Origin of the sequence: Duncaniella muricolitica (assembly GCF_910574735.1) — a bacterium.
GTDB classification, from domain to species: Bacteria; Bacteroidota; Bacteroidia; order Bacteroidales; family Muribaculaceae; genus Duncaniella; species Duncaniella muricolitica.
In genome coordinates, this window is sequence record NZ_CAJTCF010000052.1 from 1 (window position 1) to 22,740 (window position 22,740).

The 22,740-nt window shown below is 44.2% G+C and carries 22 protein-coding genes and 2 pseudogenes; 8 read left to right on the top strand and 16 right to left on the bottom strand.

Annotated elements, in window-relative coordinates:
- Positions 1–974 precede the first annotated feature (974 nt).
- From QGT73_RS11630 to QGT73_RS11670, 9 genes and pseudogenes are all read right to left on the bottom strand, one after another.
- On the bottom strand, positions 975–1,490 hold the full coding sequence (locus QGT73_RS11630; RefSeq protein ID WP_154956095.1) for a hypothetical protein: 516 nt from the start codon (positions 1,488–1,490) through the stop codon (positions 975–977).
- Positions 1,491–1,570: 80 nt separating this feature from the next.
- Positions 1,571–2,470: a hypothetical protein gene (locus QGT73_RS11635; RefSeq protein ID WP_154956097.1), complete on the bottom strand. Its 900-nt coding sequence runs from the start codon at positions 2,468–2,470 to the stop codon at positions 1,571–1,573.
- Positions 2,471–2,535: 65 nt separating this feature from the next.
- Positions 2,536–2,742: a hypothetical protein gene (locus QGT73_RS11640; RefSeq protein WP_154956098.1), complete on the bottom strand. Its 207-nt coding sequence runs from the start codon at positions 2,740–2,742 to the stop codon at positions 2,536–2,538.
- An 8-nt stretch (positions 2,743–2,750) separates the two neighbouring features.
- On the bottom strand, positions 2,751–4,178 hold the full coding sequence (locus QGT73_RS11645; protein ID WP_154956100.1) for a vWA domain-containing protein: 1,428 nt from the start codon (positions 4,176–4,178) through the stop codon (positions 2,751–2,753).
- Between the two features lie 547 nt (positions 4,179–4,725).
- Positions 4,726–5,566, bottom strand: a pseudogene (locus QGT73_RS17530) (AAA family ATPase); the annotation flags it as partial.
- Positions 5,567–5,607: 41 nt separating this feature from the next.
- Positions 5,608–6,540 carry a YqiA/YcfP family alpha/beta fold hydrolase gene (locus QGT73_RS11655; RefSeq protein WP_154956104.1) on the bottom strand — a complete coding sequence of 311 codons (933 nt, stop codon included), beginning with the start codon at positions 6,538–6,540 and terminating at the stop codon, positions 5,608–5,610.
- Positions 6,537–7,616, bottom strand: coding sequence for a reverse transcriptase family protein (locus QGT73_RS11660; protein ID WP_217961506.1), 1,080 nt, complete (start codon positions 7,614–7,616; stop codon positions 6,537–6,539). Before QGT73_RS11660 ends, QGT73_RS11655 begins: the two co-directional genes overlap by 4 nt.
- A 358-nt stretch (positions 7,617–7,974) precedes the next feature.
- A complete protein-coding gene (locus QGT73_RS11665) occupies positions 7,975–8,889 on the bottom strand; it encodes a helix-turn-helix transcriptional regulator (protein ID WP_154956108.1) in 915 nt (304 codons plus the stop codon).
- Positions 8,890–8,941: 52 nt separating this feature from the next.
- Complete coding sequence (locus QGT73_RS11670; RefSeq protein ID WP_154956110.1) at positions 8,942–9,406, bottom strand: PcfK-like family protein; 465 nt, start codon at positions 9,404–9,406, stop codon at positions 8,942–8,944.
- A gap of 578 nt (positions 9,407–9,984) precedes the next feature.
- On the opposite strand from QGT73_RS11670, the gene QGT73_RS11675 reads away from it, so the two are divergent.
- Positions 9,985–10,578 (top strand): phosphoglycerate mutase family protein, encoded by a 594-nt coding sequence (locus tag QGT73_RS11675; RefSeq protein WP_154956112.1) that lies wholly within the window; start codon positions 9,985–9,987, stop codon positions 10,576–10,578.
- A 65-nt stretch (positions 10,579–10,643) separates the two neighbouring features.
- Here QGT73_RS11675 and QGT73_RS11680 read toward each other — a convergent pair whose 3' ends face one another.
- Entirely contained in the window at positions 10,644–10,865 is a 222-nt protein-coding gene (locus QGT73_RS11680) for a hypothetical protein (RefSeq protein WP_280122500.1), read from the bottom strand.
- A 273-nt stretch (positions 10,866–11,138) separates the two neighbouring features.
- Between QGT73_RS11680 and QGT73_RS11685 the strand changes: the two genes are divergently transcribed.
- From QGT73_RS11685 to QGT73_RS11715, 7 genes and pseudogenes are all read left to right on the top strand, one after another.
- On the top strand, positions 11,139–12,482 hold the full coding sequence (locus QGT73_RS11685) for an AAA family ATPase (RefSeq protein WP_217961508.1): 1,344 nt from the start codon (positions 11,139–11,141) through the stop codon (positions 12,480–12,482).
- Positions 12,469–13,119 (top strand): RloB family protein, encoded by a 651-nt coding sequence (locus QGT73_RS11690; protein ID WP_154956115.1) that lies wholly within the window; start codon positions 12,469–12,471, stop codon positions 13,117–13,119. Before QGT73_RS11685 ends, QGT73_RS11690 begins: the two co-directional genes overlap by 14 nt.
- Before the next feature lie 168 nt (positions 13,120–13,287).
- The gene (locus QGT73_RS11695) at positions 13,288–13,920 is read left to right on the top strand and encodes an HD domain-containing protein (RefSeq protein ID WP_280122516.1); all 633 of its coding nucleotides are present in this window, start codon (positions 13,288–13,290) and stop codon (positions 13,918–13,920) included.
- Positions 13,921–14,660: 740 nt separating this feature from the next.
- Positions 14,661–14,840, top strand: a complete 180-nt coding sequence (locus QGT73_RS11700) for a hypothetical protein (protein WP_280122501.1) — start codon at positions 14,661–14,663, stop codon at positions 14,838–14,840.
- Between the two features lie 24 nt (positions 14,841–14,864).
- Positions 14,865–15,560 carry a helix-turn-helix domain-containing protein gene (locus tag QGT73_RS11705; protein ID WP_280122502.1) on the top strand — a complete coding sequence of 232 codons (696 nt, stop codon included), beginning with the start codon at positions 14,865–14,867 and terminating at the stop codon, positions 15,558–15,560.
- Positions 15,561–15,672: 112 nt separating this feature from the next.
- Positions 15,673–16,749 (top strand): annotated as a pseudogene (locus tag QGT73_RS11710) (tyrosine-type recombinase/integrase).
- A 75-nt stretch (positions 16,750–16,824) separates the two neighbouring features.
- Complete coding sequence (locus QGT73_RS11715; RefSeq protein WP_280122503.1) at positions 16,825–18,597, top strand: recombinase family protein; 1,773 nt, start codon at positions 16,825–16,827, stop codon at positions 18,595–18,597.
- A 12-nt stretch (positions 18,598–18,609) separates the two neighbouring features.
- Here QGT73_RS11715 and QGT73_RS11720 read toward each other — a convergent pair whose 3' ends face one another.
- From QGT73_RS11720 to QGT73_RS11745, 6 genes are all read right to left on the bottom strand, one after another.
- Entirely contained in the window at positions 18,610–19,272 is a 663-nt protein-coding gene (locus QGT73_RS11720; protein WP_341874117.1) for a hypothetical protein, read from the bottom strand.
- A gap of 207 nt (positions 19,273–19,479) precedes the next feature.
- Positions 19,480–19,860, bottom strand: coding sequence for a hypothetical protein (locus tag QGT73_RS11725; RefSeq protein ID WP_280122505.1), 381 nt, complete (start codon positions 19,858–19,860; stop codon positions 19,480–19,482).
- A 50-nt stretch (positions 19,861–19,910) separates the two neighbouring features.
- The gene (locus QGT73_RS11730; protein ID WP_280122506.1) at positions 19,911–20,360 is read right to left on the bottom strand and encodes a fibronectin type III domain-containing protein; all 450 of its coding nucleotides are present in this window, start codon (positions 20,358–20,360) and stop codon (positions 19,911–19,913) included.
- Positions 20,361–20,381: 21 nt separating this feature from the next.
- Entirely contained in the window at positions 20,382–20,765 is a 384-nt protein-coding gene (locus tag QGT73_RS11735; RefSeq protein WP_280122507.1) for a hypothetical protein, read from the bottom strand.
- A 378-nt stretch (positions 20,766–21,143) separates the two neighbouring features.
- Entirely contained in the window at positions 21,144–21,593 is a 450-nt protein-coding gene (locus QGT73_RS11740) for a JAB domain-containing protein (RefSeq protein WP_280122508.1), read from the bottom strand.
- 109 nt (positions 21,594–21,702) lie between these two features.
- A complete protein-coding gene (locus QGT73_RS11745) occupies positions 21,703–22,719 on the bottom strand; it encodes a DUF3871 family protein (RefSeq protein ID WP_280122509.1) in 1,017 nt (338 codons plus the stop codon).
- Positions 22,720–22,740 lie beyond the last annotated feature (21 nt).

Consider the following 22,740-nt stretch of genomic DNA (forward strand, 5'->3'; position numbering starts at 1 on the left):
ATCGTTTCGATAAAACGGTTTCCAGCTGGAAAGGGTGGAATCTCCTGGCATTCCATGTGATATTTCTTAAACACATTAACAGACTCAAAAAGTCAAGATGACTTCTTGGATTCTTCAATTGAGTAGAACAAGAATTACACTTTTTTGACCGAATAACCATGCCTCCATTACATTTTTTCAAACGAATAACCGAGGATGTGCTACACTTTTTCAAACGAATCGATAATGACCTCGTATCGGTCGTTTGCACATCTTAGTTAAAACAGCTAACTTTGCGGGTACAAAAACACAGGCCCGGGAGGGTCGGAAAAAGCGATTTTCAGAAGGTAAAAACGGAGCATTTTCGGACTTTTGTATCCGAAGATTTGCAATCCGCTGAGCGGCAAGATGTTCTATGCACTGCATCGGCACCGGTCTATGGTTTTGTATCTTATTAGTGCATTTTTGTTTACTGGCATGGCTGCGATAATAGTCTTCTTTGTTCATAATTGAATTGTTTTTGGGTGCCATGCCGTGACAATAGGATAAGCCATAACAGGGCACAAAAAAGTCGAAAAGCGTTGTGGACCTTCCGACTGTTTTATCCTGATTGTCTGTGGTTACGTTATTTCAACTTATACAGACCGCATTGGTATATCGTCGGAGCAATCCACCGGGCACACTTCGGTAGCCTCTATAACTGATGCAATAGAGACTGCGGTCGAAGCTGCGATAGCTACGGCGAAGCATTGTGAACGATATGTTGAGTTGCGTTGTCTGCATTGTTTTCTTTTTAGCATGCCCTCGAAAGCGAGTGCAATTATTTAATCGCGAGTGGAAACTTAGCGCATGTCGGCTTTAGCCGGTGCGCGATGCCGAAGGCAAAGTTATCCACCGCAAAGTTACTTGATTTACAGCAAATAGCCAAATGGCTTCTGAAATCCGGGCGCAAAATTACAACATTGTTACGCAGTCTATTTGCGTACCCGAGATTTTTATTCTATGCCGATGGCTTCTTGGATCAGATGCTTGGCGCGAGCTTCGACCATTGCATTCCACAGACGCGAGTCCTGAAACTTGGACATGGGGATGTAATGCTGGAAACGTGAGAAGAACTCAAGCGGCTTCTCGATATGCCAGTTGGTGATTACTTCGCCCCAGTTTACCTTGTCGGCAAACTTTTCGAGCAGACGCCAGTTATTGTAGATGTCGTCACGATTGGAGAGAGCCTTCCAATCCCACTTGGACGCAAACTTCTGAAGCGTTGACTCCGAGAGAAGGTTTTCCGGGCATGAACGGGAAAATTCATCCCAATGTATTTTGTTGGCAAACTTGTTGATGCCCTCGACTGTCCAGATGACATTACTATTGCCACTGACCTCTTCCCAGTCAAGTTTGTCGGCAAACTTCTCGATCATCGTCATGCTGAGGCTCCCACTTTGAGAGACCTCTTTCCATGCCTCAGCTTCAAGAACTGAGTTAAGGAAATCATTACTTGTAATAGGTTCCATATCTTTGGGTGTTTTTAATGTTTACGATGCAAAGGTAGAATGATGATGTATCAAAGTGAGATACAGGATTAAAAATTTTATCAATCCCACCATTTTTTCATGTTGTGGTCAAGCCATCTCCATAGAATATGGAAAGCCTTATGGCGATATAACTTTCCGAGATCTAACTCATGCAAGTCACCTCCATGGTCGTACTCGTAAGTGTATCTATCGGCTGTACGCAAGTTTATGTGTTTGTCTTTTATATCGGGCCAGTCAGTTCTTGCTAATTCAATAAGATTTATAGCAATCTTCATCCGATTGACATCTTCCTGCCAACCAACATGACGCTGAACATATCGCCAATATCCGATATTGAATTCGAGTTTCTTTTTAAGGATACTCAGATTCCAAGTCCAATCAATAGCCGAGTCTTTGCCTACGGTATCGCGCCAATATTTACACTGCTTTCTGCGGAAACTTTCAGATATATATTCAGGCTCTATCTCATATTTTCTCGGAGCACTATTTTCAAGATTGTCAAGCCACTCCGAAAACTCATTCTCGTGCTGTCCATGCGTTTTTATAGCATACAGAGTTGACCAGTAAAGTAAGTGGGCGGCAAGAGTCGCAGTGTCGCTTTGACGAGCCAGTTCGCGTTTCTCCTTACCGGAGAGCATATCAAACGTTCTTATACCGGGAGAATCGTTGATAGTTTCTTCATCAATATTATCTTTCCATGACGAGAAATCAATCTTTACTTCCCGACCGACAAGCCACTCCTGAGGATCAGGCGCGCCTTTAACCAGTATCTCATTATCAAGGTCAAAGCACATCTGAATTGTTGAGCCCGAATACTTTTCCTCAATGGGCAATGCTTTAATTTCATCAACCAAAGAGGCATACATTGGCTTCATGTCCTCGTGTTCAAGATAGAAGCCATTGAGGATTACCCATATATCCTCAAAATCTGAATTGCGAAAATAGTCTTGATAAATCATGTGTCGATGTTTTTGCTGCAAAGTAAACATCGACATGGCGCATTTAGCGGTACAGGATAAAAATTCTACATTGAAAGCAAAATGCGACCACCTTCTTTGACAAAGGTTTCCGGGTGACGGCAGACAGCGGCATATACTTGTTTATCGGTAACAGGGTTGCCATCAACACGAATGTGGAGTTTCTCATTATTGATAACTTCCGCTATCCGTTGTGTTGTCATTCCATATCCGGCGGTGGCCAGCACATAGACCATCGCATCTTCAAGTCTCATTTTAAGTCTCATAGAACCAAAGGTTTTTCAATATACTCAAAAACTGAACCATTCTCGTACAGATAACGATAATCGCATTGCTTTAGGAAATTATAACCATCGCGGATTTCGTCGTCATGTTTTTTCGAGTCATCCAACATATCGAGTTGATGTTCTCTGACATCAATCCCCAAGCCGTAAAATTTCATCCCTTCACAACGAGCCTTCTGAATCAGTTCCATGTTTTCATTGGAAATATGACTCCAGATAAAATCGGATATTATGAGTATGTCGGCCCCTTTGAATGCGTCGACAAAGAGCTTATACTTGGGAATAGATGGCAACTTCTTGAAAATAAAATAAAAAAGTTTGTTTTCATCGTTACCGCCATCGTAAGAATGAGACAGGAATGCAAGGAATTTTTTGCGCTGTCGGTGCAAGTTTGTGAGGATAAAAAATGAAAGATTATGGGAGTAGTTTATCATGCAGATTGGTCTTCTATCTCTCTGAGCCACCATAGCAACAGCAAGAGCCAACGTTTTTGCCGTCACTTCCGGTTCTCCTTTCATAGAGCCGCTTGTGTCAACGCATATATAGATTGGACCTGATTTATCATTGGCAACCTCAAAAGAGTGGGATGCGGATGAAAACAGTTGAAGACGATTCTGAACATATCGCTGATAAAACAGGTTTTCAGTAGGTTTTGCTCCTAACAGAGCAAGTTCTGAAGGCAAAAGACAATTGAGGTCATTACCGATAGTGATACCGCTTATGTCACTTCGTGAAGCATATTGAAATTTGCCGGTAACGTCGTGACTCGTGCCTCCGCTGCGACCAATTTGCTTTGCAAGTTCAACGATTGTCGGGTCAAGTCGGTTAAGATATTCGACTTCAGCCTCGTGGCTATCAGCCTTAAGGCCAGGAGAATTCCCTTTTGAAGATTCTGCATAGTTTGCAATATCTTCAGGTAGTGAGTAGCCCATCTTATCCGGACTATTGGATTTATCTGTGATACCCGATTCTATCTGAATATCATACTCGTCAGAGTCCTGATTTCCTTCACTTCCGCTACTGCCAAGAGGAATCGGTTTGCCAGAATCACCGGCGGTAAGCTGCATGGATTTTGCAATCCCTCTTTTCTCATCAACGCTTAGTGGAAAGATGTGTTTGGATAGCCATGCGTTCAGGAAATCTTCCTTTTTCCCGGTTCTTTGCTCTTCATTTTCCCAGTCTTCAGAAGAAAGAGAATCAATAAAATGGCGTATTACTGCTGTCGCATAATTTTTCCAAAACAGGTCATCCTCCACCACGCAATAAAAGCGTGAGTCACAGACAATATCCCGTATCATTTGATAAACAGAGGTCTTGCCAGCCCTCATTTTGCCAATTATTTCAAGCATTCTCGCTCCTCCCTTTATGGAAGAGGCTATGCCAATGGCTCTGCGCAGATATGTCATATGTTGCTTTCTCATCACATCAAATCTATTCTTGCTCTATAGACTGCGACAACTTCTTGAATGGGTTTATATAAATCGGAATTGGCAATAAAAAAATTATGGTTCATTTCAACGTATAGTCTGTTTGCAATTCCGTCAATTGTATCCCCAATCTCTGCGATAAAGTTTTTACTAAGTTGATTATCAGACTCTGTCCGCAGAAAATAGTTATAGTTATTGATGCAAATCACGCCGTCTTTAACAAACCTCATCACGAACTGTCCCCGGGAACGAAGCATCAGGGTACTGTCCGTAGTCTCTGAACCAAAGAAAACTTCATCGGGGAAGGACTGCATACGTTGATAATCCTTGATCTTGATTTTCAGAGGGGAATCATCACATTGAATGATATAGTGTTCCCGGTCGGGAGAATACAGATGTGTGTCATTATTCTCAATGTTAGCGTGGCGTTTATAACTCTTATATTGTTCCAAAATTTGACTGAATAATGACGAAACAACAGTTTCGGCAATAATCTGTTTGACGATTGGGATTGACGGCTCATCATTCCAAAGAATGTGTGACAATAGAAGCAGGTCTGAAAGTCCTATCTCACGTCTTCCATTAAGATAAGCCGACATTTTCATGACTCCGACAGCTTTTTTCCAACGTCTGTCAGAAACGTAATACTTTAGGTTCTCTGGGTCAGGCTCACCTGTAACCACGTCTTTAGTGTTTATCTTTTCGTTAAGTTTTCCTCTAATTGTGTAAAGGATTTCAAGAACTGACTCGGGTATGGTTACCTTACGACTTTCTGACTGCACTGAAATAAAATCATCATGGGTCAGTGGGCCAAATTCCTCTGTTGTCGATTCAGAAGTCTGCGCAGAGAGCAATCTGAAAAAATTCTGTTTCTGTTCAATGGGATTGACAACATATCGCAGTAGAAAACGATCCCACAATGCTTCGAGACCTTCGTTTTTAGCCGGAAGTTCATTTGAGGCTGCTATTATCCCTTTGATAGGTAACTTAAGCTCTTGATTGCCGTTAAGATAGATTTTTTCGTTCAGAACAGTAAGAAGGGCGTTCTGAATAGCGGGGCCGGCTTTCCATATCTCATCAAGAAAAACGACCTCTGCTTCTGGCAGGAATCCGGATGTGACACGTTCATAGCAATCTTCATCTTTAAGCTTGGAGATGCTGACGGGTCCGAAAATCTCATCTGGTGTCGAGAATCGCGACATCAAGTATTCAAAGACGGTAGCATTGTCGAATGCAAGTTTTAATCGGCGGGCAATCATGGATTTGCCGACACCGGGCAAGCCGAGGAGAAATATACTCTCCCCGGCAAGAGCACTGAGCAAGCTAAGTGCGAGAGCCTCATCGCGCTCGAAGGTGTCATGCTTCATTCGCGACAATATTGCCGTGATTCTATTTCTGTTTTCTGCCATTATTTTCTGTGGACACTAATACTTTCATTGATAATGAAGTCTCCGTTGGTAACCTGAACACCATGCTCTCCATAGATTTCAAACGAAGGGAGATGACAGAAACGATTGCCGTACACAAGTTCTACCGATTCTTCGTTTACACCTTCGGGGAGGGACGGAAAATGTAAGTTGATATCGCGCCCATCGTAATGCTTTGTGCCCTGATACTCACGCACAATTTCTTCATACCACTTACGTCCTAAACCTTTTTTATATATTTTGAAGGCATTCTCATCGTTATCCATTTCGCCGATGTAGCCAGTGTCGCCGGGAGTTATATTATCAAACGGCAAATAGGTTCTACCAGAAGTGTAGTCCGGATGCTTCAACCATTTGATTACCGGGAGCAAGGTGTTCGTAATAACATCTTCTGTAAGTCGATGACCACCTTTGAAAGATGACCAGTAGGAATAACTTTCGCGGTACTCGTCAAGACAGTTGCATACATCGTCTTTATCACCAAAGAGTCCTATTACCGATTCCGGAGTAACGTCATCGACATAAAACAGGTTGGCCTCCATTTCTTCAAACTCTTGGATCAAGATTTCCGAGACCTCAAAGTATTCACTGCCATCTTCTCTCTCTGAGAAGAATTGTAGTCTCTCACCATTGTTTTCTTTCAGGAGGTCTGAGACGTGAAACGCGGGATTGACAAGGATTCGGCGATAACCTTTCATCTGAGAGGCATACATCGCACCCATAGATGTGCCTATTACGATTGTATCATCAGCTCGATACTCTCCGGCAAGACTCAGTAACAACTGAAGAGCCTTTATTGGGCTGACCGGAATGTCGGGTGTGACAACATTATCATTCGGAAGTAACCCCCGAAGTTTTTTTGCGGTGTTGGACTGTCCCGACGAGGAAAGTCCGTGTAAATAAATTATATTCATATAGCCTTTTGTATTTGGTCAGTACTTTGTTTTTCTTCCCACTGAAGACGTTTGAACCTGTTTTTGAACTTACGATAAGTAGAGTCATCTTTGCCCTTGATCATTTCAAGATAGTTAATTTTTCCGTCGATTACATTGACAAGATTCTTTTCCATTCCCTTGCAGAAATCCCTCGTGAATATGATTTGAGCCTGTGCATAACCATGTTTTTCCCACAAGTGTAGCAGCACTCGCAGCTGTTTTATGTAAGAACGTGGAACATTGATTTTATCGCTTACAACGACTCCTGTAACCTCTTGACGTGTGCCGGGTACATATGTCTTTGTCTTTTTTTCATTCACTTTGAGTCCATACTTCGCAATGATATTGTAAATTCTTGATTGCCAGAAAGGACTCATTTTGCGAATTGATTTACTATGACTGAATGTTATATCATCGGCATAGCGCGAATATTTACATCCCATTCTTTCAGCAAGCTTTGACATATCTTTATCAAGGCTCTTCAGCACAATGTTAGACAGAACAGGCGATGTCGGTGCGCCCTGTGGTAGCACCTCGATACCCGAACTGTCAGGAACGGTGCATATTCTACATATAATATTGATTACTTCATTGCTTTGCAGTCTATCACCAAGCTCTCGATGGAGAGCCCGACGAACCATGAGTTTTGTTATGCTCGGAAAGAAATTTTCGAGGTCTGTATTAAATATGCAGGTTTGACCCACGTGTATCATGGCGTTATCCTTGACACTTTTCTCTAATACAAAACCGGTGGCGTGTTCATCGGGAACGAATATGGATTGCAGAACTATATTTAGTGCTGTTTGGATAGCCTTCAACGGTTTGACAGGAGCGCTGATTTTTCTTTGTCCACCAGACTTCTTGGGTATCGTAAAATCGACATAGGCGGACTTTCTTGCGTTGGCTGACGCAAATCGCATTATCTGTCTGCCGGACTTGGGTTCGGTCAGACTCCAACCGTCAATAAGCGGTGCAATGAAATTCAACACATCAAACAACTCCTTTCGGTTACTGATGGTCAAGTCTTTGAGATATTCTGCAATTTGGTCTCGCATAGTTCTGTAAGTTTGCGAGAGCAGTGAAAACATCGGTCTTACTTTCGTGTGCGCCGGATGGTCGAGGCTTCGGCAATGTGCGCTGTGAACGAGGGAGTGCATTCCACATCACCGAGAGCGAAGCGAAGGTGATGATACATGCACGACCGGAGTGAACAGCGTGCAGGGTCGATGCCGAGTAACAAACATTGGGGTGCGTTCCGATAATTCGGAACGAAGTCTGCCGGATTCAGCAGACAGATGGCAAAGGTCTGACCGATGTTTTCAATGTCCTCTTGTTTCTTTTCACCGGCAAAGTTATAGAGGACGTATGAAAAATCGTTTCATATATGAAACTCAATTGCAGAAAAAATTAAAATTATTTGTAGAGAGCTGCCAGAGAGTCGGATTTTTCTTTTAGAAGCTTCCGGAGCCATACTGGTGTAAGAACCTCAATATCATCTCCATGGCTCATTATCTCCTGAATAAAGTCGTATGCAGGCGACATATAGTAACCGAAGGTGATAAAATCATCCCCATGTTCGAGTTCCTCCTGCGATGGGTGCAATGGAAGAGATTTTACATATTTGGGAAATTCACGATAGCACTTCAGTATGACACGAGTAGGTTTGGAATATCCGTCAGAACAAATTCCATAGAAGTTTGCGAAGAAGTCCTTTGCCGAAAAATCTTCGGGATACAAAAATTGCTCTGATGATAATTCGAGTTTAGTGATGCGATCCAAAGCAAAAATCAACCGCTTGCCGCTGTCAACAGTTTGTCCGAGCATATACCATCTCCTTTTGAACAACTTTAAGCATAACGGCTCCAATATCCTATCACTCAAATTATTCTTGGTTGAGTGAAATGAGGTGTATTGAAATACTATGCGCAGATTATCTCTCAAAGCCTGTGATAGAATGGGTAACCATTCCCGACCTCCGGGTTCTGGTTCCAAAACTATCTTGTCAGAGATAGCCTTGTTTTCAAGCAATAATGACTCGGTTGCCATACTGTCTGTGAGCCAGTTCAACACTTCGTTATTTTCAAGTTCTTCCTGATTGGCTATGAAATACTGACTGTTCTCTCTCATTGAAGTGCATTGTATGTCAACGCCCAACTCCGTAAGAATAGCTTGTCGGTGATTATGAAAGGTGCGTTTGGACAGCTCAGTCCCCTTATAGTTTAGGGTTGAGATGTCCCATTTGTCGCTTATCTCCTTGAACGTTATTTTACCGGCGTCAAGAATGGTATTTATGAGCCAAATGTACTTGCGAAGTGTTGAGTCTGCCATACAATAATCTTTATCAGACTGCAAAGTTAATCATAATGTATGAAAATCATATTCACACATTATGAAAACTATAGGAATAAGTGGGGATAGAGTCAATCTCTGCTTCGGCTTTGGGAGAGGTGGGGGTCGGCTTGGGTTGAGCCTTCGGCTGAGATTGTCTGCGGAGTTCCCGGAGTTGCTCATCCTTGTACTGCTCCATAGCCTGCTCTTTGAGTTCGGCTTTATCCTCATCGGTAAGTTCCGGCTTGAATACCACGATGTTGCAGTTGATAGGAGTTCCGCCATCCTCGATGTTGTCCTCGTCATAGAAATGCAGGAGGATTGATAGCACGGTCTGGTCATCTACGACACACATCCCGCTTTTCTGTATCTCGTGGCAGAGATAGTTGATAGCACTTTCAAGTGATTTCTTCGGATTGGCAAGTTTGATAGCCAATGCGGGTTCAGCGAGAATACGCTCTTGGAGCATCTGTTGCATAACTGCGATTGCAGCGTTGTTGGATTTTAGAGTAGCCATATCAGTTGAATTTTATAAAGTGAGTAACCAATAGATTATCATTAGGGCAGATACAAGGCTGATAACCCAGCCTACGCCTCGGAATATCGGTCGGATAAATCCCCACAACACCAATCCGAGTATTGCACCGATAAACCCCACCAACCAAAGGAGAACCTTTTTTATGCGGTTGAGACTGGAGATGGATGCTCTGCCTCGTCTGTTTGATATGTTGTTGTTCGTTTTCATCGTGCGACATTTTTTTTATGCGTCTATCGACTATCGAAGTTTTGCTTGCTCGTTGACACGGCAGCGTGCGGAGGCAAAGAAGGGCTGTTCGTCCTTTGGCTGACAAAATACGAGCCGCAGGTCTGGAGATTTTTCATCCAAAAGGCAAAAGAATAGCCCTGCTCCGCACGTTTATAATTCCGAGCAAGCAACACTTCCTATGTTGATATGACTGCATGAGAACTGGAGCTAAGTTTACGCGCCGTTGAAAACGAATGACAGCATATTCGCACTGAAAACTCACTGAAAAAAATACCTTCTAACAATATCTATTTGATTGTATCGTTATAATGTATTTGTCAAATTCTAATATGATGAATCAAGAAGAAATATTTAATTTGTCCTTTGCCAATCAGGGAAGAGCAAAAAGAGTTCTGATGAGTTCAGATATAGCCAATGTTTGGGAACAGAATGGTTGCCGTGTTAATCTCATCGGCTCCTTGCGTATGGGATTATTGGCTTCCCATAAAGATATAGACCTTCACGTCTATTCAAAAGACATAACTGAGGAGAGTAGTTTTGCAATTGCCGCACAGATAGCCAAGCTACCGAATGTTCTTGAAATTAAGTGTATCAACGGACTTCATACTGACGAACATTGCATCGCATGGCATATCTTCTATAAGTATGAAGAAGATATATGGCAGATTGATGTGATCCATATTGAAGAGGGCACAGAATATGATGGCTTTTTTGAGCGAATGGCTGACAGAATCACGGAAGTGATGACTACAGACCAGAAATATAGAATCCTAAAGTTGAAATTCGAGACACCGCCAGATAAAGATTATCATGGTGTGGAATACTATGAGGCTGTGATAAGCAATGGGGTATCAAATATGAAGGACTTTGAAGAATGGGTTACTGAACACCGAAAGAAACCGATGTATTATTGGGTTCCGTAAAAATGGTCTGCCCAGTCCCGGGAAGACGAGTCTGTGATATGCCGACAACGCAGGAAGGCGGCACATCACTGTCTCGACTCGTGGACTGCTATTAAGCGGTAAGTGAGGGAGCGGTCGTAAAAGTCCTTATCAGCAACGGCGAAAAAGAACACGGATGAACGGCATAGAGTCTCAGAGGTAAAAGCAGCGTCCCCGATGCTTACCTCGGAGGCGTTGTCGGTTATCGGTGTCCCGCCGGTGCCCATAGGCGCGATGCGGTCAATGGGTGTCAGTGCCTGCACCGTCACCTTTTGACGGTATCCCGCCGCCAATCCTGAAGACCGCTCCCTCTCTTGCCGCTTTCGTAGTGATTGTTCTAATCGATTGCTTGTATCAAGACCGCCTTATGCAACAGTGGTTACAGTAATAGCTGTTGCACTAACACACAATTGTGAGATGAATACGAATAAGAGTTCCGTCGCAATAAAGCATTATTTCAGTCAAAAAACGCACTCTGCACGTTTGGTGGAATGAAATATTTGTCGTATCTTTGCATAAACAATGTAATCATACGACAAACAATGATTCTTAGAGCCACATTTGAGAACATATATTCTTTCAAAGAAGAGACCTCAATCAGTTTCGTTGCCGGAAAGGGAACGGTTCACCCTGCTCATGTCAGCAGGGCGCAGAAACGTGACGATATATCGGCATTGAAAATCGGTGTGATTTACGGTGCCAACGCATCGGGCAAGAGCAATGTAATCAAAGCCGTTGCACTGCTCCAGCAGATTGCGACGGGAAGATTTCCTGCCGGAGATTTCGAGCCGTTCAAACTTGCAAAACCGATTAATCCTGTCTCAAAGATTGAAATTGAGTTCAAGACCGGGGGGCGGTATTTCGCTTACGGCATGGAGTTCTCTATAAATGGCATCAAGGAGGAATGGCTTTATGAGATTAACAGCCGCAGCGACAAACTGATATTCACACGAAAATCCAATCAGGATGGAAACGAGTTTGAGTTCGGCGACATTCATGGCGATTCATCAGTGGCTCAGTTTGTAAAATTCCTTGGTGAAGGCACTCCGGCTAAAAAGAGTTTCCTTTCGGAATACATCGAGCGCAACGGAAAAGGAATGTGTGCGATAAAGACTGCCTATTTATGGTTTGCCTCGGGTCTGCGCATAATTTTTCCGGGCACACGGTTCCGTGGCATATCGTTCAATGCCGAGCAGGATGAGGATTTCCATGAAGCAACACGTCGCCTTCTCCAGTATTTCAACACTGGCATTGTGGATATTCGGCGTTTCCCTGTCCGGTCAAAAGAGGAGACCAACCTAACCGACCGTTTGCTTGACAAAATCATAAGTAGCTCAACTCCGGGACGTACTGCTCTGGTGGCGGCTCCTGAAAGCAACGAATGCTTCTTCTTTGATTTCAAAGAGGACGGCACATACACGATATTCAAGCAGAAGGCGGTTCACCGCAATGATGCGGATGACGAGGTCGTTTTTGAAATGGACGAGGAATCCGACGGTTCAATCAGGCTTCTTGATTTCATCCCCATGCTTATCGACTTGGGACAGAGTGAAGTGGACTATATGATTGATGAGCTTGACCGCAGTATGCACCCCTTGTTGTCGCAGAAACTGATAGAGTGCTATCTCCACGAACTTTCATCGGAAAGAGACACTCAACTTATTATATCCACACATGAGTGCAATCTTCTCAATCTTGACATGATTCGCTCCGATGAGGTCTGGTTTGTAGAGAAAGACAAGAACGGAGCATCCCGCCTTGTGTCTCTTGCAGAGTATAAGCCCCGCGAGAATGTGCAGAAAGGATATTTGCAGGGCAGATACAGCGCAATCCCATTCTTCGCACCGATTGAAACCCTAAATTGGCAGAAACATGAGAAAGCGTAAGGATTTTGTACGTCTCGAAGGTGTGCGTTCCGCACGCCTTGTCGTGATTGCCAGCGAGGGTCGCTGCACAGAGTCGATATATTTTTCGGCTGTGAAAGACCGGCTCCGTGCTCCGAATGTTCATGTCGAGATATTGGCCCGAGATTCCAATGAGTCATCGCCCGAGAGCGTTCACGCCCAGATAGCCGACTTCATGCGACAATATAACATAGATGATGATGATGAACTATGGCTTGTCATAGATCGTGACCGCTGGCATGAGCGTATGCTCTCGCAGGTGGCTCAGCTATGTGCGCAGAATCCACATCTGAATTTCTGCATGAGCAATCCCTGCTTTGAGTTGTGGCTACTGCTACACCTTGAAGATATAAGGGCGTACGACGAAGTGACTTCAAATGAACTTGCCCTGAACAGGAAGAATAAAGCCGGGGTGACTTGGTTGAAGAAACGTATGCGAGACCTGCTGGGTTCCTATTCTGAATCGAGCTATGACGCAGTACGCCTTCTGCCACACGCGCCGAAAGCAATGTCCATAGCACGCGAGCTTGATGAAAATCCTGCCGACAGGTGGCCTCAAAACGTTGGCTCGCGTGTTTACCTACTCATGGAAAGCATTATAGGAAATAATCTGAAATAAACCGTGGGACATTATTGCAGGAAGTGCGGTCAGTATCTCTCCAATGAGAAATTCTCGGGCAAAGGTCACGCTCGCCATATATGCAAGAAGTGTATGGCGGAGGAACGTGCCCACCGCCGTCAGATACTTAAAGAAAAGCGGGAGCGTGGCGAAATTCCCGAACTGAAATTGAAGCCGGTGTCTCCTGAGATCATTGACTATGTTGAAAATGAGATAATCCCCCGCTATGCCGCCTTCGACAAGGCGCATCAGGAGAGCCATGTCCGCATGGTAATTGAACAGAGCATAAAACTCGCCGAACATAGTCCGGCGATGAATTCCGATATGGTCTATATCATAGCAGCATTTCATGACCTCGGTCTTGTCAACGGCAGAGAAAACCATCACAAGGAATCCCGCACGATACTCGAAGCAGACGAGTTTGTAAAGTCGCACTTCACCCGGAAGCAGATTGTGACTATGGGTCGCGCTGTTGAAGACCACCGGGCATCCAATCAGAAGAAGCCTCGCAACGGCTACGGGATGATTGTTGCCGAAGCCGACCGTTTCATCGAGGCGGATACGATAATCCGAAGAACCATCCAATACGGTCTGGCTAATTATCCCCAACTCGACAGAGCCGGACACTATCAACGGACAATTGAGCACCTCAACGAGAAGTACGGCCCGAAGGGTTATCTGAAAGTATGGGTACCGTGGAGCGACAACGCCAAGAATCTGAAGAAACTTCATGTGCTGCTCACCGACAAGAAGAAACTTGAAGAGATATTCAACCGCATTTTCGATGATGAAAACGAGTAGAGACAGGTCTCCCCGGAGGTCTGTTTTCATGCCCGGTTTCACCTTCCAATACACTTGCCTGACCCGGTTGAATCATTCAGTGACCGACATCCTCAGACGCATCTTCTTCACTTTCCATCGTAGAAAGTAACAGACATACTTCAATATTCCCTAAACACCTAATATTCAACTCTATTATGGTCATTGCAGCTCAATGATTAAGACTTCTGTCAGACTTACTTATGGCGGTACAAATTCGGTGGATGAAAAATTTACAGTTACTTGAAATTCTTTTCTCGTATTTTAACACTCTATGTCGTGGAAAATCATTAACTTTGCACTTGTGCAAAATGTACGAAAGAGAGGCCTGTTTCCTTAGATGATGTCAGCTGGGAAGCCCCAAATCATCAAAAATCAGAAGTGAGACCGACCCTTGTATAATAAAAGCTTAAGTAGCACGCTATCAATACTATAAGGATAGTGCATCGGCAAGTAGCCTATTGGTGACAACTGGTGCCATTTGGTGTAAAATATTGAAAAGTCGCTCGTTATCGGGCGGCTTTTTTCGTATCCATACTGCAATATAACCGCTTTTCACTCCTTTTTACCTGTGTTTTTGTACCCGATTTGTAGCAAGTCGGTCAATCCCGTCAGGCGTGTCGCAAGGTCGTGGATGATGTTTACGTAGGTTTACGTCAGTTTACGCCCATGAACACTTTTGGCGAAATAAAAGGAGAAATAAACACTAACACAGGATAAAAATGAGTAGCAACATTGAAATCAAAAAGAAATGCCGTTGGTGTGGAGCTGAGTTCATTGCTCGCAAGACAACAACGGAGTATTGCAGCCACCGATGCTCGGGACTCGCATACAAGGAAAGAAAGCGTCAGGAGAAACTGGATTCATACCAACGAGAATATGAATACCAGCAATCAGGATAGAAAGAGGTCGCTAAACAAGAGTTCTTGACTCCAACACAAGCAGCTACCCTATTAGGAGTATGCCACGTCACAATCTATAATTATATAAACCGTGGAGTAATCAAGGTTTGGAAACTGAAACGCAAGACACTCATTCGTCGAGCCGATGTAGATTCACTATTTTCAGTTCTTGATATTCAGAGTACACAGGTCAAGAATCCATCAGCTCCAATCACTGATTTCTACACCTCCAAGGAGATTCAAGAGAAATATGGTGTGTCAAACTCCGGGATGTATAAGATTGCGGAACGTGAGGGCTGGCCGAAAACTCAGAGCCGAGGAAAGACGCTCTGGAGCCGCAACCATGTTGACCGCTACTTTGCCAATCAGCAGCCGAAGGAGGAAATCAACGAGTGGTACACCGCGGCTGATATTCAAGCCGCCTATGGAATGACACTATCGGCAATCTATACTCTCGTATCAAAAGAGGGTATTCCGAAGAAAAAGCAAGGCAACTATGTGATGTATTCCAAGTATCATTTCGATTTGGCAAAGGGTGCGACCGTCCCAAAGGCACCGGAGTATTACACCTATCCAGAGGCGATGGAGAAGTATGGACTGACCCGCAACCAACTCCACCACTATCTGAAATACCACAACATCACTCGTGTGAAGAAAGGAAAATACACTCTCATACTCTGCTCGGAACTTGATTCTCTCCTCGGTTCTCCGGAGATTTAATCTCCAGAGAGACTTTGGAGAAGCCCTGGGACTGCTGGAGAACTCATTGTTCTCTCATGCTTCTCCCGCTACTTTTGTATCTGATTTTCAAACCCTCAAACCCCATAAAGCAATGACAAACACCTGCACCAAAGTGTTCCTCCGTCGTCGCCCGTATGCCGGAGGTAAGGTATCGCTCTATCTCGATTATTATCCCGCGATACGCAATCCCCACACAAACAAGATGACCCGCCGCGAAACTCTCGGCATAGTCATCTTTGCCGAACCGGCCAACGAGATGCAACGCCGTTTCAATCAGGAAATGGAGGAGAAAGCCGAGGCAATCCGTTGCATCCGTTATCAGAGCCTCGTAAACGAATAGTTCGGATTCCTTGACAAGACTAAACTGAAAATGGACTTCCTCACCTACTTCGAGAAGAAGGCGAAAAGCAAGTATGACAAATGGATGAGCGTCTATCTCCATTTCAAAAAATTCTGCGGTGGCCGATGCACATTCGGCGATATTACTACGGAACTGTGCGAAGAATTCCGGGAGTATCTTCTCTATGCACATAATCTGCGCCACCCTGACAAAAAGATGCCATTATCCAACAACTCTGCGTCAGGCTATTGGTCAACATTCCGCTGTCTGCTAAAAATGGCATATAAGGAAAAATATATCACCGAGAACGTCAACGACTTTCTTGAAGGCATCAAATGGCAGGAGGTAAAGAAGGAGTATCTGACGCTCGACGAGATGAAAATCCTTGATGCTACCGAGTGTGAGGTGCCTATCCTCAAACAAGCATCTATGTTCGGGCTGTTTACCGGACTACGACTTAGCGACCTGTTGCAGCTCCGATGGGATAATATTGAGCGAAGTCCTGACGGTGGCCACTGCATACGCCTATGCACTGAAAAGACAGAGACAGAAGCGACATTACCGGTAAGTGAAGAGGCTCTGAAATATTGTGGGGAGCGTGGTGAAGGACTTATCTTCAAAGGCTTCCGCCGCTCAATGGCACAACAGCCATTCAAGAAATGGGTAAAGGCAGCCGGAATCGAGAAAAAACTGTCGTTCCATTGTCTTCGTCACTCGTTTGCCACACTCCTTATCTCGTTGGGCATCGACGTATACGTGGTATCAAAGATGTTAACCCATCGTAGCATAAGAACTACTCAAATTTACAGTTGTGCGTTGTGGGTGTAACTATTTCTTTGTATCTTTGCAGTGCGGTTGCGAGAGTGGCAATTCCGCTATCTGTTGTCGACCGCCACAAGGATTATGGATAAAAAGAAACGAGCCATAGGTTATATCCGTGTTTCAACGACAGCGCAGGATGCAGCACGTCAGGAGATGCAGATTACCGAGTATTGCAGGGATAATGGCTTTGAACTGCTTAAAGTTCTCAAAGACGAGGGCATAAGTGGTGCTACAAAGAACAGACCGAGCTATATTGAGTTGCTTATGCTGACGAGTGAAGATGCAGATATTGTCGTTGTAAGCGAGTTGAGCCGTCTTTCACGTGAGGATGAGATTTTGTCTGTAATGACTGATGTGAATAGTCTGTTAAAGAACGGTTTGGACGTGTTATTCATCGACACCAAAGAGCATTACGAGGGTGGTAAGGTGTTGGAGCTTGTGGATATATTGCGTATTGCCATAGCCGCAGAATATGCGAAAGCTGAGCGGAAGAAAATTACTGACCGCATGAGAAGTGGCAAAGTGCGCTGTTTTCTGCAATCGGAGGAGTTGATGTGCAAAGGTAGTGTTGTGCCTTTCGGGTATTCGGCAGTACCCAATCCGAACTTTATAAAAGGGAAAACGCCAAAGTCCATATTGGTGCGTGATGAGAACGCTCCGATTGTTCAGGAGATATTTAAGATGTGTATTGACGGTTTGACCGCAAAGGAAATTAAGCAAGAGATGATTTCACGCGGAATAAAGACTGTCAAGGGCAACGATTTCTTTTCAGAAAATATCTACCGTATTCTGCATAATCCCTGCTACAAAGGACTGTGGCGGATTCTCCCCAACCGTGACGGCAAGAACAAGACGGAGCCGTCAGGGCGGCGTGAGCCGATAGAGCGCAAAGGGGATGCGTTGGTATCAGAAGATGTTTGGGATAAGGTACAAGCGATTCTCAATCAGAATAGGATTGTGGATGTGCCGAACAATGGCGTGAACTACAACGCCCTACGGTATATTTTGAAATGTCCGTGTGGAAAGAACATGTATATAGTCAGGCAGACGGGTACGGGATTGCGGTATTATCGCTGTGCCGTCAAAAAGAACAAGTACGATGAAACCATCTGCGCCAATGGTGGGGTAAATGCCGATATTGCCTTAAAAACGATATGGGTCATCGTCAAGACTGCTATTGCCAAAGACGAGTTCGCAGAAATGAGCAACGAGAAAATCTCAAAGATAATCAAAGAGATAGACAATCTCACAAGTAAAATCCAATCGCTCAATGCCGACATTACCACAGCTAAATCAGATCAGACATCCATTTTGGAGAGTATCAGGATTTTGACCAATCCGACACTGCTTCTTCATCAGCAACAGCAATATGAGAGCAAGGAGAAGTTCATTTCAGGCGCAGAGGATGAGATTGAACGGCTCAAAGCAGAACGACATCAGAAAGAGGTCGCAAAAGCGGAATTAACTAATGATGTTGCCATTGAAACGCTTGACAGCCTTTCGGTTGAAGATAAGGCACGATTATTCAAAAAGTACCTTGACCGTGTTGTGTATTATTCGGAAACGCAGAAGCGAGGTACGTTTGTTGTTGATTTCAAGAACGGCACAAGAAAGATTGTCTGCATCCATATCAAGGCAAAAGCGGCTGAGATTGTTGAACTGCCGTCCTCGTTTCAATTTGATGAGCAGAATCGGACAATATTAGCGCCGATTCATCATTATTCATCGGGCAACAAGTTTGAGTTACCAACGATAAAGGACAGCCCCCACTCGTCTAAAGAGGTTATGGATATGCTGATTGACCAAGAGGAGTATCGGATTGACGGCATAGCCAATAAGCCTTACTTTGAATGATTGGAGATAAAGTTAATCGCGTTTCTCGTAAGAATAATTCCGCTTCAACCTCCTGATAAGCATTCGGGTCAGTTTGTCTCCGTCCAAATTCTTTTTCACTTTGACCTGCGTAAAGCATAGAAGATGTTGGATTAGGTCAATCAGTATATTCCCTTTTGTTGGCTCTGGAATTTTTATGCTACGGACGGAATTGGCACCTATATTCACTTGTTCAGGGGTGCACATTTTTACAAGCGACACAAGTTCGTCTAAATCGAAGTCCATTATAGGCTCAATCGTGACATAGGTCTTAATTCCTCGTTCAGCAATCATAGACATGGCTTCGGCTCTTTCCTTTGGGGTTGGTGCGTTGTTCATTGTCTCAGAGTAATGCCGATTTGTTTCTATTGTTGTACAAGCCACGGCTTGACCACTCTTGAACAGTGGATGGTCTGTGAAGCCCAATATCCTTGCCGGATTCTTAGTTTGCAGGAGGAAGCGAGTTTTAATGCCATTTTGATGCGAAGTGGCTTCAACGCAAAAATCAAGGATTGCAGTTATCCATTCAGACGGAACGTCAGAAGCGAAAACATCTGTACTGCTTCCAATGAATATGAACTGATTTTCACTGAATATGCCGTTTAATTCCGATTCGTCCAAATGAATAGGCTGTGGATTAGGCACAATGGTTTTCATGTAGCAATATGCACAATCGTGGTAGCACCGACCCTTAATCGGATTCCAAGTATGAGTTACGAACTCGTACATATTGCCTTTGCTCTTATTAAGTTTCATGGTGCAAAGGTAGCGATTTTCAAGGGAATATGCCCTATAATCTAAATGCAAACACGGCACAACGGAGAGTGCCGAAGTGCCGTGCTGATGAGTGGTTGATGCCTAATGCTACTTTACTCGCGTCAAAGTAAAGTTGCCGTAACGGTTGTCGGTAAGGGTCATTTTGTCTCCCTTGATATAGCCTTTCACGTTCCAATCGTCATATTCGACAGAGAACGCTCCCGTAGTCTCGCTATAAAGGTATTGGCAACGCGCTTGGTCGTAAATTGTAGTGCTGTTGGGTTCATAGACCGTGATAACGCACGTTGTGGCACTCTCAACCTTGACCTCGGTAGGATAGTTGGTGTTGTCGTTAACGCCTTTCCACACAGAACCGATAAGGTCATTCGGCAATTTGGGTTCGTCATCGTCATCGCCACATGAAGCGAAGCCGACACATGTCAGCACTGCGATGAGTGCAAACGCAAGAAATTTCAGTTTCTTTGTCATTTTGAATTGTTGTTAATTGATTGATTATAAGATAGCCGAAGCTAATTTGACTACTGGTTGTTGGATTCTTTTGTCGTGAAAGAATAGACATCACCGTACATTATCTTGTATTCAGTGACATCATTTCCTACGGAGGAAGTTGCCTGACGAACAATGCGATAATAGTAGGTTGTAGCTGGCTGGAGATTCTCGATATAAAATCCTTGTTGGTATTGTACGTCATCATAGACATATGAGCCATCAATTGGTGGGTTCGTCCAAAGACGCATCAGCCCCAAGTTTTCCACATCGTCCATTATTGCTTGGTTGACTGACCAAACTATGCCGTCAGCCTGAGAAATGGTTTCTACAATAGCTGTGGTTGCTGTGGTTGTCACTTTGATTCCACGTAGAGAATCCCAATAAACGTACTTGTATTCAGGTGCATCATTGTCATCGCTACATGATGCGAAGGGAAGCATTATTGCCATGAGCAAGAATGCAATCGGTTTGATTTTCATTTCTTTGAATGTATTGATGTTTTAGAAATAGACTTTTACTTTATCCCGCATAGTGGCACCGACTGTACCGTCTTTAATCCAATTCCAGTTGCTATAAGCATCGCTATATGTTATCAGTTTGCCAGATTCATCGTAGTACTGTATATGGCGAATCCTCGATTGCGTCCACGAACTATTGTATTGCTGAATATAGACTATCTTCTTAGCACCGTTGGATTGCACCGCGGTATAGTTGGTTATATAGGCAACTTCGTATAGATTGCCTCCATGTTCGTCTTTTACGATTCTAAAGCATGAAGTGTCAGCGTAAGTCTTTTCGGCAGGAGAATCATAGACCAAGACGCTACCCTCCATATAAATAAACGGAAATAAAAGCATGAATAAACTCGCTAATAATCGGCTCATTATAGCATATGTGTTTCTCATCCTCCATTGAAACGGCTGTATTAAAACGACAAAAGCGTGAGGACTGTTTCTTGCTTATCCAACTATCAGGCTTCTCGCATTGCCTATGGGACGGATAAGCAACAGTCGCCCACGCTTGGAGGATATATAGAATCCGACTTTGCGGATAGTATATAGCCGAAGCGTGAGCGTTGTTGCCACCCTCGTTGTCCCTTAGAATTTTGCGAGAATTCGATAGTTAACGATGAGTTTCAAAAACGCTCTTGTATAATATGTCTGACCTCCTTTCGGAAATCAAGTGCAAAATTACTAAAAAGCGTTGGATTTTCTATGATAATGGTCTGACAAATTGTGCTGTGTATGCTCTACAACACGTTTTTATAGTCTGCCCTCGTCATTATAGGAGTAGTAGCTGTCGTATGGCGTAACGATGATATGGTCAAGCAAGCGAATATCCATAAGTTCACATGCTGATTTGATTTTGCGTGTCAGGCTGTCGTCTTGTCCGCTTGGGCGTGCGTTGCCGGACGGATGATTATGGGCGATGACTATCGCAGTGGCGTTGCTGACTAATGCTGTCTGCATTACCACCCTGACATCTACGATTGTAGAAGTCAGACCGCCCTCTGAAATGGTGGTGTAGCCAATGAGTTTGTTTGCCTGATTCAGCATCAGAACCTTGAAAGTTTCCTTATAGCCTATGGTTTCTTCATCGAAGATTCGCTTTATAAGAAGTTGATGAATCTCTTTTGAGGAACAGAGGGTTTCTGTGAGAGGTTGCGGTTTGTATTTGAGTTGGATTTCTGAAACGATGCAATCTGTTTTCATGTCCGAAATTTTGACTGTTTATAATTGATTATTAAGGGTCTTGGGAAAGAAAATCGGACACTCCCCACTGATTGAGGAATGCCCGATTATTCAGGGAATCAATAAGCACTTAGCCCAAGAACCAAGCGTATTTATCATCTCCATGCAGAGCGTTGCAGATGCCGACCGACACTTCGGTAGCGTTGACGGCTCTTTGCAGATAGCTGTCGATGTAACTGCTCTTGTTGGCTTCCGTCAAAAGGTTGTGGAAGTCGAACATGGAGATTGTGTTGTCCTTGACACCGAAGTTCGGATCTGCGTAGAAGTCACGGCAGACATTGTTTATCTGACTGTCGGTTATCAGGAGTTTAGGCACGTTGCGCTGATAGCGGTTTGGCAGAGCCTGATAGAGCCTCATGCGTCCGACAATCTGTGCAAACTGCGTTTCTGTCAGGCGAGTTTGCGAAAGCGTCTGCAAGAGGTGGATGTCTTGTGCCGGACGGAACGTATAGAACAAGTCAAGCACTTGCTTGTAGAGGTCGTGAAGCGACATCACCTCAAACTGAATCTTTGCACCCTGACCTGTCAGCACCTGATTAGAGCAGACGTTCATTCGCCAACCGATAAAGACAGAGAATTTCTCTGCGCCACGATTGGCACGATAGAGGTTCAGGTCGTTGTAGTTTCTTACGCCTCCTATGCAAAGCTCAAGGCGTTGACCGTCTATCGTTTCGTGGATAGAGGGAATGGTGAAAGCGAAAGCAAGTCGCTGATAGAACTGTGTCTTTTCGGATTCAAGCAGTTCTGATGCACGTTTGCCAAGTGCGGAGGGTATGCGCCCGCGGACGATGTGCGACACACGAATTTCAGGACGGTTGATGAGTTCTCCGCTGAACACGTTGCAAGCGGCATCATGCACGGTGTTGATGAAGTCCTGATGCGAGATTGTCAGCTCCTGATTCGCCCATGTGGGAACGACACAGTTCACTGTCAGTTCCTCGATTGAGATAGCCGATGTGTTGGCTTCAAGAAACGTTACGGAGGGAACGGTTGGGTTGATGTCCTCAAACTGAACATCTTCTGCGATGTTGTTGAGTTCAGATGCGGTTGTGGTGGCGGTAGCCAATGCGATTGCGTTTGTAGTCATTGTGGTAAGTGTTATTGATTA